The organism is Pelagicoccus sp. SDUM812005, assembly GCF_031127875.1.
GTDB lineage: Bacteria > Verrucomicrobiota > Verrucomicrobiia > Opitutales > Opitutaceae > Pelagicoccus.
The window spans coordinates 60,970-72,543 of sequence record NZ_JARXIA010000021.1 but is presented as its reverse complement, the minus strand read 5'-3'; the positions used below and the strand labels follow the sequence as shown (position 1 = coordinate 72,543).

The window sequence follows — 11,574 nt, the reverse complement described above, 5'->3', positions numbered from 1 at the left end:
AGGAGCCATTTGCTTGTATTCGATACAAATAGATCCCCGTTCAGAAACCGGTGTTGAACCGGAGCCTCAAGGGCCTCCCGTGCTGTGGCTAGAGCCGATGGCTATTCTCTCGCGAAGCGTTTGAGCTCGGCCTTTTGCACCTGAATCGCGGCAGGTATGTACTTGTCGGCGGATACGCCGGAAACTGCGGCGATGGCCTCCTTGACTAGCTCTTTTCCGCTGCCGCGCTTTTCGAGGGCTAGAAAGCGATCGACCAGGGCGTCGAGGAAGGTGTCGCCATAGCGTCGGTACGCGTCGAGCAGAACGTAGCGGGCACGATGGGGATTGTGGAAGCTGATGTCCGGAATTTCGACAGGGGCGTCGGGGTCGAAGTCGACTTGGCGGTTTTCGCCCTTTTGCCAATTGAGCAAGTCTAGGCCGACTCCCAGCTGGTGGCTATTCCTTGGATCCGCGGAAAGCATCTGGAGGTCGTAGATTTCGTCCGGCCCCCAGTAGCGAAGGGTGACGATATCGTTTAGGAAGTGAGAGAGCACGCGATCGAACCATTCGCGATCGCTGATGGGGAGCGGGCGCTTTTTGATGTGCTCGTGCAGTTGACGTTGGAAGCCGCCGCGAAAGCGGGTGTTGCCGCGCAGGACCCAGCTGTATGGGTCGTAGATGTAGATCAAGTTGAGCAGGAAGTTATGGGTTAGCTGCTTGACCTGGGTTTCCACGGTTTCGCCGGTGTTGTAGAAAATTGGATACTGGAGCTTTACGTCCTGGAACGCGTTCGAGGGAACGTCGGGTCGCAGTCCGGCGCTGAAGTGGTAGCCCTTTTGCGTTTCGAGGTTGAGGCCTTGCTCCTTGAACTTGTAGACTTGCCGACGGTAGCGGTCGGGAGTGATCCATGAAACTTCCCACTTGGTGGTGACGCGTCGCTCCCATTCTCCAGTCTCCGCGTTGAATCGAATGTTTTTCGCGTACTTGTTGTCCGGGAGCTTGCTTGGGTCTTTTCCGAGGTGATGGAGATCCCAAACGACCAGTTCTTCGATATTGAAGAAAGGATCCTTCGCCATGCGTTTGAAGATGGAAAGCTCGCGCGTCAGGTGGGGGCCGGTGACCGCGAAGCCGTCGATGCCGAAGCGGCTGGCTAAGGCTGCGAGTTCTTCGGTGAAGGGCTTGATTATTTCCGCGCGTTCCTTGAGGCGCTTCGCTTCGTCCAGCAGGAGCTTGTTGTGGTACTTGGTGAGGATGGTGTCGAACTCCCTTCGGAATCCTAGGATGACGGGATGCTCGCCTGTGTATTCCCTGCCGGTCATCCCATCGATGATCTTCATGCTGTTGGAGAAGACCTCGAAGCCCTCGATCTCGATGAGGAGCAGGTCGTCGTCGTCGTCTTGCTGGCCGATGGCGACGAGAACGGAGAAGGCGATGCCAAGGAGAAGGAAAACGAGTCGAGCGAATATAAGCATGGGGAAATGGGGCTTCAATTATACAGCAGCGAATAGCTTCAGGAGGCTATTTCGAATCCTGGTGCAAATCGGTATTTCCTTGGCCTTATCCTGATTTCATTGGTCGGCTCGCGGATAGTCGACTGGTTTGCCGCTCTCGATCCAGGTCCCGGTCGGAGCTTGGGTGGCGACGAGCCAGTCCCGCATGTCTCGTTTCATGCTTTTGAGCAGTCCGGTCAACTGCTCCGGCAGGCGGTGGGCTAGCAGGTCGTTTTGTTCGGAGATGTCTTCGTTGAGGTGGAAGAGCTCCCACTTTCCGGTTTCGTAGTAGTAAAAGAGTTTATAGTATTGGTCGCCGACGCGTCGCTGGACGACGGTGCTGGGGCGAGTGCGGAAATCCATGTAGCCAGGGAAGTGCCAAAAGAGGTTTTCGCGTTCGAGTCGGGTCGCTTCTCCCTTCAGTATGCTCGCGATGGATACGCCGTCGAGTTGGCGATCGCTTACGTCGACGCCGAGCAGTTCGGCGAACGTAGGGTAAAAGTCGATACTGTGGACAGCTTGGTTGCTGACGCTGTTTGGCTCGATGACTGCGGGCCAGCGGATCATGAGGGGGACGCGAATGCCGCCTTCGTACAAGTGCCCTTTGCGGCCGGTTAGGGGCGTGTTGCTGCGCAGGCCGCCGTTGTCGGAAGTGAAGATGACAAGAGTATCCGCCGAAAGGTCGTCGTCGAAGTTGCCGTCGCCATTGGGGTCTTTGAGGGACTGGAGGATGCGGCCGACGTTTTGGTCGAGAAGTTCGACGAGGGCGGCGTATTCTGCTTGTTGGGCGTCGAACCCTCGGGCTGCGTATTTGGCGACGTAGTCCTTGCGCCCGACGATGTCGGTATGGATGGCGTGGAAGGGAACGTAGAGGAAGAACGGCGTCTCCTCGGCGGCTCTTTCTTTTATGTAGTCGGTGGAAAAGTCGCCGATGGCGTCGGTGAGATGCTTGGGCGTTCCGAGGAGGAGGGAGAGGTCGTTCTGGTTCTGGAAGGGGGCCAGCTTGGATTCGATATAGCCGCGATCGTAGGGAGCCGCGTAGCGGTCGACGTAGTTGGAGAGGAATGTCCAGCCTCGCTCGTCGTCCTTCAGGGCCATGTAATGTTGGTTGGTGACTTTCTTCCCGTCGACGGTGCCGTGCAGGATGTGGTGGACGTAGGCGGGCAGATCGAGCCCGTATCCGCCTTCGAGAGGGTTCGGGGTGCCGTGGCTCTTGCCGATAAGGCAGGTATGCAAGCCGGCGCTCTGAGCCATGTTGAAGATCGATACTCCCTTGTCGGGAATGTTCTTTCGCTGCTCTGCCGCTTTGATGGGGAGCTTGGGGTAGCCTTCGGTTTGCTTGTTCTGACGCGCGAGGGAGCCGACGTTGTAGACTCCGTTGTTGGGGCCGGTGGCGTATTGGCCTGAGATGAGGGCGGCTCGCGTGGGAGCGCAGTTTTGCTGGGTATAGGCGTGGGTGAAGGAGCGACTTTGCGAGGCGAGGCGGTCGATGTTTGGCGTTTCGAAGTATTGGGAGCCGCGGCCCTGGTTCGAGTTTCCGGTGCTTACGTCGATCCAGCTCAAGTCGTCGGCGAGGATGAAGACGATGTTTTTCGGCTTGGCAGCTTGGGCGGCATGGACTGCGGGCAGACCGCTGCTGGAAAGCGCGAAGGAAACGACTGCGGCGGCGAGGTGTATGGCTTTCATAGATACGTGGGCAATTTTGATGATGGCTGAGGGAATGGGTAATCGATCGCAAAACGGCGGCATTTAAAAATGCGGCACGTTTGGGAACCCCGGCAAGACGATCACGGACTCCTAGGGCGTACGGATTGGCCGGACCTCGATCTTTTGGAAGGAGAAGGACGGGAGCTGGGTTCGGATGCGGACTCGGGACTTCTGCTGCGTTGCCGGGGCGAGCTCCTGTGTCGCGGCCATTTGCCAGTCGGACCATTGGAGTTCGTTGTATTCGGTGTAGCGATGCGCGTTCGCTTTGAAGGTGTCGACGCCCTCCTTGACGAACATGATATAGGGCGAGCCGTTGGTGTCGTAGCTGTCCTTGATCCAGCCGCCGTCGGCTTGGTGCTTGGTGGCCTGGGGGAAGTCGGCGGCGAAGCGCTGGAAGGCGCATTGCTCTTTGCCGTAGGTAGCGATGCGGTATTTATATTTGGAGTTTGGAGGTAGCGATACGGTGAATACAGCTTCCACGGACTCGTCCTCCCGGTAGTCCATGGAGAGTTTGTTGTAGTTGAAAATCAAGGCGTCGTAGGCGTGTTCGTCGAGGTCGGCGGCAAAGATGCCGTTGATCATGTTGCCTTCGACCCTTGGCTCGCCGGAGCCCGTATTGCCGTAGCGGGCCTTTTCCTGCATGGAGATGAGGGCTTTTTGCGTGAGTACGTTCGGCTCTACGAGCCCGTCCCATTTGTTTCCCCAAAGGTGCACTTGGCGGATGTCGTTCTCCAGGACCATCCTGGATATATTGGCGAAGAGGGCGGCGTTGTAGGAGTTGCTGAGCCAGACGAATTCGCCGTTTCTGAATTGGGAGAGTCCAGAGAATTCGTGAATCTCGAAGAGGGCCCCGGGCCGCCAATCCGGATGGCGCTGGATGGGCTCGATTTGCTCGCGATAGACGATGTCCATGTCGACGCTGTCTTCCTTGTCGTAGAAGGGATAGTAGGAGGTGCCGATGAAGTCGTAGGGAACGTCGTTTTCCTTGGCCCATTCGATGAAGGCCCGAGCGTAGGAGCCTTCGACCTGGCCGGTGTAGTCGGTGTACTTTTCGCCGGTGAAGCTGGCCTCGCGGAATTGGGTGCCGACCTTTGCTCGGGGCAGGACTGAGCGTACGGCGTCTACGGTGTTTCGGTAGTGGTCGAAGAACTGCTGGCGGGTGCCGATCCAGTGGCCGGGGCGGGTGTCGATTTCGGAACCGACGCGAAAGCGCCAGCCGGCAACCTGTTCCTCGCCGTAGGTTTCGACGAGCTTAGCGATGGCGGCCTTGATGAAGGCGGGCCATGCGGTGGGATCGTTGGGTGGCACGGCGTTGCCGTAAGTCGAGTTTTTGTCGGCCTCCAGATAGTGGATACCGTCCGGCTCCTCCACGAAGGTGATGCCTCGCTGGAATGCCCAGGGCGGATTGTCGAGGACGATTTGCTTCAGGCGTATCCCGGAATTCAATACGACGTCGATGCGTCGCAGAAGTGGTTCCCAATCGTAGACGTACTTTTCACCATCCCACTTGTAGCAATCGTAGTCGAGCATGCGCTCGCCCTTTTTCATCCAGCCACCGAGCATGCGAACGCAGTTGACCGAGGAAACCTCCATACCGAAGGCAGGTTCGTTGATGTTTTCGTAGGGAGGGAGGCGATTGTGGGTGTTCCAGAAATCGTAGATGATGCCGCTTTCGTTCTCCGGAACGGTAAAGTCGCTATGCAGGGAGACCTCTGCGCTAGCCAAAGCGGGAGCAAGGAGACAGCGTGCCAAGAAAAGAGAAACGCGGATAGGGGACATGGTTGCATTCCAACGTTTCGTGGCTTTGGTTCAAGGAGAGAGAGTGGCCGTGAGTCATTCAGACATGGGATAACCCATTTCTACAGTTTAGGTCGTCTGAGCGCTTTCCCTAGCCTGTTCTTTTACCCTAGGCGCGATCGGAACCCTTATCGCCTCATGCTCATGTATCGATTGTCTTTCGCTATTTTGTTTTGTTTCGCCAACGTTCTCGCGTCGCATGCCGGGAACCAGAAGAAGAACGTGTTGATCTTCTTCATGGATGATTTGCGGCCGGAGTTGGGGTGTTATGGAGAGACCTATATTCAGACTCCCAATATCGATCGGCTGGCGGAGGAGGGCGTCCTGTTCGAGCGTGCCTACTGCCAGCAGGCGATCTGCGGCCCTTCTCGCATCAGCATGCTATCCGGCAAGTATCCAGATCGGCTCGGTATCCAAGATCTATGGACGCAGCTCCGAAAGAGCATCCCCGATGCCATGAGCCTGCCACGCTATTTCAAGGAGGCCGGGTACCGGACCCTTTCGTACGGTAAAGTGTATCACCATCACAACGACGATCAGGAAAACTGGTGCGAGCTTCCCAACAAGCCGGGCCAGAAGTATGCCGATCCGGAGGTGCTGGAGTCGATCCGCCTGCGTACGGCAGAGGCCGAACGCCTAGGCCTGTCAGTTCGGGAGAAGTTCGAATTCACGGCCGGACCTGCTACGGAAGCGGCGGATGTCGAGGATACGGTTTATCAGGATGGAGCCGTCGCGGAGCAAGCCATCGATTCGCTGCGCCGCCATCAGGACAAGCCCTTCTTCATGTGCGTAGGTTTCTCAAAACCCCACCTGCCCTTCGCCGCTCCGACGCAGTACTGGGACTTGTACGAGCGCGAGCAATTCGAAGTGCCTGATCGTCGCTTGCCGGAAGGAGCTCCCCCGATCGCCTTTACGAACTGGGGGGAGTTGAGGGCTTATCAAGGCATGCCTAAGGACGGTTTTCTAAGCGACGAGCTGACCCGGGAATTGCGTCACGGTTACGCGGCAAGCGTTAGCTACGCGGACGCCCAGCTTGGTAAGGTAATGGCGGAATTGGAACGCTTAGGCCTGCGGGAGAATACGATCGTGGTCATGTGGGGAGACCACGGATACAAGCTGGGCGAACATGGTCAGTGGTGCAAGCACACGAACTTCGAATTGGATACCCGAGTCCCGCTTATCGTTTCCGCTCCCGGATTGGAAAAGGGAAAACGAACGGAAGCCCTAGTCGAGATCATCGACCTTTTTCCGACCTTGGTGAAGTTGACGGGTGGGCAGGTTCCCGAGGTTTTGGACGGAAAGAGTTTGGAACCGGTATTGGCTGATCCCAGTTTGGATTTTCGTCCGTATGCGGTCAGCGAATACAGACGCGGAAAAGTGGTTGGTTACACCCTGCGCGATGCGAGGTGGCGTTTTACTGAGTGGATCAACGTCGAAAGCAAGGAGATCGTTGCCACCGAACTTTACGATCACAGTGAAACGCAGCTGTCGGTGGAAAACTTGGCGGGACGCGAAGAGTATTCGGACTTGGTCGAAAACCTGTCCAAACAGCTCGACTCGCGAGGCCGCTTAGCGGTCGAACCGCTCCGGAAGTCGGAATAATTTCATGGGCGAGCCGACGCCCGTGCGAAGCGTAGACTCGTGGCCTGGGAAAGCGAGACGGCAAGGGATGGGATGAAGGCCCCGGATCAAATGCCCTCTTTCCTTGTTGGGCGTCGTAGCAGTAAGCATAGCCATTGAGGTCTCCGTTTGGAGGGTAGTTGAAAGCAGTTTGTATCTTGCCCATTGGATTCCTTTGGCGCCCGAGCTTTGCGATCCTGGCGAAAGCCTGGGATGCTGCGTGAACGGTCGAGCTAAGGGGCCGGGGCAATTCCGGGAAACCATTTGGCGAGTTCCTTCAGCACCAGTTGGTGGCCGAGCCGATTGGGGTGGTTGGATTGGGCCATGATGGGCTTGATGGTGCCGTGCTCTTCGAGGTGGTCGAGGAAGCTCTGGTAGCTGTCGACGAGGCCGACGCCGTATTCCTCGGCCAGTTCGCGGACTTGGGCGGCGTGCTGGGTGAGTGGGTCGTCGGGGGACTGCATGTCGGCTTTCCAGTCGCCGGTGGGAGTGAGGAGCAGGACCTTTACGTCGGCGAGCAGCGCTTTCTCGATCATGCGCTCCCAGGCTTCGCGGGCGTTGCGAAGCCCGAGGTGTCGGTCGTTGAGCGAGTAGTCGATGGTGATGATATCGGGTTTGAGAGCGAGGACATCGCTTTCGAAACGTCGGCCGCCTAGGATGGAATTTTCGCCGCCGATTCCGGTTGGGATGACGTTGATCACTGCGTGCGGGTAACGTTCCTTGAGAGCTTGCTCGAGGAGATGCGGGTAGGCGTCGTAGGGCTTTACCACGCCGCGCGTGGTGTATCCAGTGGGAACGCTGTGTCCGTGGGCGGCGATGGTGATGCGGCGGTTCTTGGGCCAGCGTTTTTCGAATTCGTCTTGGAACTCCGCGAGGTAGGTGGCTGGATCTGCAGTGGTTCCGGTGGCTAGCTTCTCGATGCGGCGTTGCTCGGCGAGGCCCTTGTCGGCGGTATCCTCGAGCCAGGCGTCGAGTTGCTTGCTGAGCGACTTTTTAAGGGAGGCGTGGGCTGTGGAGTCGGCGAGGTTGTTGAGTTCGTAAGGATCGTTTTGCAGGTCGTAGAGTTCTTCCAAGGGTTTGGTCTCGGCGAGGAATGCGCTCTGGGCGGCGTTCAGCTTCCCTTGTTGATACAGGTCTTGAATAACCGGATACATAGGACGGTTCTCTTGCACGTAGATGGAATCCAGGTAGCCGTTTTCAGGCGTGTAGTTGCGGATGTACTTGTAGCGATCTGTCCTCACGGAGCGGATACGATCCATGACGGAGTCGAGGAGGTCGGTAGCGGAGAAGACGTATTCTCGAGGCGTGTAGTCCTCGGCGATGAGCGAGCGTCCATCGAAATAGTCGGGAACCTCGATGCCGGCCCAATCGAGGATGGTGGCGGAAATGTCGATGGTGCTGACGAGATCGTGGTTCACTTCGCCGACGCCGAATTTTCCAGTGGGATCGCGTACGATGAAGGGAACGTGGATGCCCGCATCGTAGAGCCAGCACTTGCCGCGCAGGTGGCATTGGCCGTTGTCGCCGATGAAGATGACGATGGTTTTGTCGGCGATTCCTTCTTGGTGGAGGCGCTTCATTATTTCACCGAAGCTGTTGTCGATGTACTGAATCGATTCCAGGTAGCGTGCCCAGTCTTCGCGCACGACGGGATGGTCGGGGAAGTAGGGAGGGAATTCGACGGCGTCGCGATCGACGGGACGTTCGGCCGTTTCGGTGATCTTTTTCCAACCGTCAACGAGGCGGTGCGATTCGTAGAGGGTGATCTGGGCGAAGAAGGGCTGGCCCTCGGCCCGGCCGGACCAGTCGCGTCCGTCGAAGAGATTGTCGACTTCGAAATTAAGGTCGGTCTTCTGGCTGTAGCCACAGCCGATGGCGGTGTAGTAGCCGGCTTCTTGCAGGATGTGGGTGATGGGGCGCACGGGGTGCGGCAGCTTGATGCCGCGTCGTCGCTGATCTTGGAGATCGACCCGCGTTTGGTAGAGCCCGGTCATCATCGCGTTTCGGTTCGGAGTGCAGCTCGAGGCGGTGCCGAAGGCTTGGGTGAAGCGAGTGCCTTGTTCCGCGAGGGCGTCGAAATGCGGGGTGTGGATGGCAGGGTGTCCGTAGCAGGACAATTCCGGTCCCATGTCTTCGCCCATGACCCAGATTATATTGGGACGCGTGTCTTTGGCGGATGCCGTGGCGGCTAGTGAAATAATGCAAGCGAGCGCGAGAGTGAGGTGACGGAGTGATTTCATGGAGAATGTTTCGATGGGTATCTTTTATTCGGAAATGGATTTCAGGTCCTGTTGCAGTTCTTGAACGAAGGTGGAGCCAGCGGTGTTGTCGGGGTGCCAGTAGCTGTAGGAGTCGCCATTGTCCCAGCCGTGCCAATGGTAGGTTCCAGTGATCCTCGCTCCCTTTTGGTTAAGAGTGGAGATGGCCTGGCGCATGCCGAGAAAAAGGCTGGCTGATCCTTTGGTACTGGAATCTGAATACCCCTGCAGTTTGAGGTTGGTTCCGAATTCGGTGATGAGAATCTCGTTGGAAAGATTGGCCAATTCGGACTCCATAAGCGCGGCGTAGTCGCTTGCGCTGTTGTTTCGTCCCGGCAGCCAGTTTGGGTAGATGTGGTAAGCGAGGGTGCCGGTCCAGCCCGCTTCGGCGACGAGGCGAACGTTGTCGGCGTAACCCAGCCCGTCGAGGATGCACCGTTCTTTGGGCAAGCCCGCTTTTTCAATGATGCGGCGCATGTCCGCGAGGTAGCGTCTGGCGGCCTGAGCGTTGCGAGGATAGCCAAAGGGTTCGTTGAAGATCTCGTAGCGTAAATGCGGATACGGGGAGAACTTTGCGTGGACGCTTTTCCAGGCGGCGGCGAGGGCGTCGAGATCGTTGGGGAGACCGTTGCCGTGCCCGGTTTCGTCGCCCTGGTTGGTGTCCCACATGCAGAGGATCCCGTGGAAACCGGTGAGCGCGGCGAGGGATTCTAGTTGCTCAAGGGCCCTGGCGTCATGGGCGGTTTCCACGTTGAGAGAGAGACGCAGGTGCGTGAAATGCGAATCGACTATGCCTTGTCGGATTTTTGGCGCGTAGTCGAAGGGGAAGACGCCGGGCTCGAAATTGCCTGCATTGGAGGTGCCCTTGGTCGCGGGCAGGTTGAGTCCTGTATCTATTTCACTCGCGATGAGGCAGGCGGAGAACGCGAACGGGACGAGTGCGATGGCTATTTTGAGCAGGGAGATGTGTTTTTTCTTAACCGCAGATATCACAGATTTACACTGATGTTTTATGGGTGAGGCTTGAGCACTTTCCTAAGGGGGGGTGCGACGGTTGGAAAGCCCGACTACTTGACTCTCTCTTGTGTGGTCAGATCGATGGTGACGGGCCAGCCGGGAAATTGGGAAGCTTTGGGGTCGGAAACGTCGGCGCTACGTGCCCAGCATTCGAATACGACCTGTCGCTCGCTTTTGCGAAAACGAATGAGGCCGTAGCCCGCCCCGTGGTCGGCATTTTCCGGGTTGGCGTAGGCGTGCAGCGTGATGGGATTGCCGAATCCGTCCTTGTAGCGGCCAGTCCAAGGCAGGCCGGAGGCGGGAATGGGTGAAGTAGACGCGAGTTCTCCTTCGCTCGGCTTCCACCAACGGCTCCAGTAATTGTTCACGATGGCAGGAGAGACGAAGGACCAGGGGCCGTCGTCGTGTTCGTCGATGCCATGTCGCAGCACGGTTGCCAGGTGCTGGTCGCCGGCGATATGCACGGCTCCGGCTTTGCGGATGATTTCGAGCGCCTCGTTACGTCCGGAGCGGGGCCAGCCGTTGCTGTCCAGGTCTGCATAGACGCGGTTGTCAAGGTTGCCGCTAAAGTGGGCCGCTCCTGCGAAACCGGTTTGGGAAAGCACGGCTCGAAGCGGTTTAGCGGCGCTGTCTTGGGCCCAGTTTTCGAGGAATGCCAGTTGTCGCTCGCCGAGCAGCGTGAGTCCGGCGGGGTCCAGGTCTTCCGGATTGTAGTCCTTTTTCAATACGAGGTCGATCCGTTCGCCCATCAGGGGAACGCGTCCGGTGGGGCCGGACTTGAACTTGCGGTCTTCGACGATGGCAAGTTCGATTCCGCCGATCGGGTAAGCGGAATAGTAAACGCCGATACCTTGCTCGACGGGAGTGGAATCGTATGGGTCAGGCAGGTGCCAGGTCTGGCAGCGCTCCACCATGCGCACGTAATCGGGACTGTAGAAGTAGCCGCCGTCGTCCCCGTGGTAAGTGGAGGCTTTTTTGCCTCCTTCTCCCCAGAGGTTGCCCTGTCCGATATCGTGGTCGTCGGGGATGGTGATCGTTGGCCGGTCGCGGATCAACTCCTTGAACTGCTTGCCCCAGAGCAGCCAGCCGGCGGTATGCTGCTTGTGGAAGTAGGACTGGTCGCCGGCGAAGAAGAGGATATCCGGATCTTGAATACGAAGGTTGCGGACATAGTTGTCGCGTGGACCGAGATCCTGGTTGGAGTTGCAGGACAACGAAGCGAGCACGATTTCGTCTTTGTGGATGGGGTTGGCTCGAATCAGTCCCTCGAAGCTGGCCGCATCCCCATGGCGGAGGCGATAGGGCGTGTCTTTTGTGTCGTCCCAGTCGGCGATATGAAAATGGGCCGACCAGCCGAGGTCGTAGACGGGCGCCTTGGCTATTTGTTTCCAGCGTCCGTTTTCCTTGATGTCCAGGTAGACGTCGCGTGATTCGTCGGGATAGAGCGGGTAGAGCTGGGCGGTGAGCTTGAGGGTCTGGCGGGCAACGGTGTAGAGGCCGAAGGCCAGCACCTCGTCGCGCTCGACCTTCATGGGAGTGATCCAACATTCCTTGCGGTTCCACCAGTCGTTGACCGCGAAGGTGTCGAGACCTTCGAAGGGAGCCTGCTGGTATTCCGCTGAGGCCGCTTGCGCATTCCCCTGTCCGGCGTTACAGGCGGCGAGGAGCAGGAGGTTTATCGTCTTTCTGAGTTTCACGATGGAGGG

Annotated in this window: 7 protein-coding genes; 1 reads left to right on the top strand and 6 read right to left on the bottom strand. The window is 57.9% G+C overall.

The window, feature by feature from the left end; translation table 11 throughout:
• Positions 1-101: 101 nt before the first annotated feature.
• The 3 genes from QEH57_RS20825 to QEH57_RS20815 all read right to left on the bottom strand — a co-directional run bounded on the left by QEH57_RS20825 (position 102) and on the right by QEH57_RS20815 (position 4,955).
• Positions 102-1,451 (bottom strand): hypothetical protein, encoded by a 1,350-nt coding sequence (locus QEH57_RS20825; protein WP_309008718.1) that lies wholly within the window; start codon positions 1,449-1,451, stop codon positions 102-104.
• Positions 1,452-1,547: 96 nt separating this feature from the next.
• Entirely contained in the window at positions 1,548-3,155 is a 1,608-nt protein-coding gene (locus QEH57_RS20820; RefSeq protein ID WP_309008717.1) for a sulfatase-like hydrolase/transferase, read from the bottom strand.
• Positions 3,156-3,266: 111 nt separating this feature from the next.
• Positions 3,267-4,955, bottom strand: a complete 1,689-nt coding sequence (locus QEH57_RS20815) for a hypothetical protein (RefSeq protein WP_309008716.1) — start codon at positions 4,953-4,955, stop codon at positions 3,267-3,269.
• Between the two features lie 162 nt (positions 4,956-5,117).
• Between QEH57_RS20815 and QEH57_RS20810 the strand changes: the two genes are divergently transcribed.
• Positions 5,118-6,575 carry a sulfatase gene (locus QEH57_RS20810; RefSeq protein ID WP_309008715.1) on the top strand — a complete coding sequence of 486 codons (1,458 nt, stop codon included), beginning with the start codon at positions 5,118-5,120 and terminating at the stop codon, positions 6,573-6,575.
• 251 nt (positions 6,576-6,826) lie between these two features.
• On the opposite strand, the gene QEH57_RS20805 is transcribed toward QEH57_RS20810, so the two are convergent.
• The 3 genes from QEH57_RS20805 to QEH57_RS20795 all read right to left on the bottom strand — a co-directional run bounded on the left by QEH57_RS20805 (position 6,827) and on the right by QEH57_RS20795 (position 11,565).
• Positions 6,827-8,833, bottom strand: coding sequence for a sulfatase-like hydrolase/transferase (locus QEH57_RS20805; protein ID WP_309008714.1), 2,007 nt, complete (start codon positions 8,831-8,833; stop codon positions 6,827-6,829).
• 24 nt (positions 8,834-8,857) lie between these two features.
• The gene (locus QEH57_RS20800; RefSeq protein WP_309008713.1) at positions 8,858-9,844 is read right to left on the bottom strand and encodes a cellulase family glycosylhydrolase; all 987 of its coding nucleotides are present in this window, start codon (positions 9,842-9,844) and stop codon (positions 8,858-8,860) included.
• 74 nt (positions 9,845-9,918) lie between these two features.
• Positions 9,919-11,565 carry an alkaline phosphatase D family protein gene (locus QEH57_RS20795; protein WP_309008712.1) on the bottom strand — a complete coding sequence of 549 codons (1,647 nt, stop codon included), beginning with the start codon at positions 11,563-11,565 and terminating at the stop codon, positions 9,919-9,921.
• Positions 11,566-11,574: the final 9 nt, after the last annotated feature.

Excerpts from the sequence above, each read along its gene's own strand:
- QEH57_RS20825 (WP_309008718.1), bottom strand. The coding sequence starts at position 1,451 with ATGCTTATATTCGCTCGACTCGTTTTCCTTCTCCTTGGCATCGCCTTC.
- QEH57_RS20820 (WP_309008717.1), bottom strand. The coding sequence starts at position 3,155 with ATGAAAGCCATACACCTCGCCGCCGCAGTCGTTTCCTTCGCGCTTTCC.
- QEH57_RS20815 (WP_309008716.1), bottom strand. The coding sequence starts at position 4,955 with ATGTCCCCTATCCGCGTTTCTCTTTTCTTGGCACGCTGTCTCCTTGCT.
- QEH57_RS20810 (WP_309008715.1), top strand. The coding sequence starts at position 5,118 with ATGTATCGATTGTCTTTCGCTATTTTGTTTTGTTTCGCCAACGTTCTC.
- QEH57_RS20805 (WP_309008714.1), bottom strand. The coding sequence starts at position 8,833 with ATGAAATCACTCCGTCACCTCACTCTCGCGCTCGCTTGCATTATTTCA.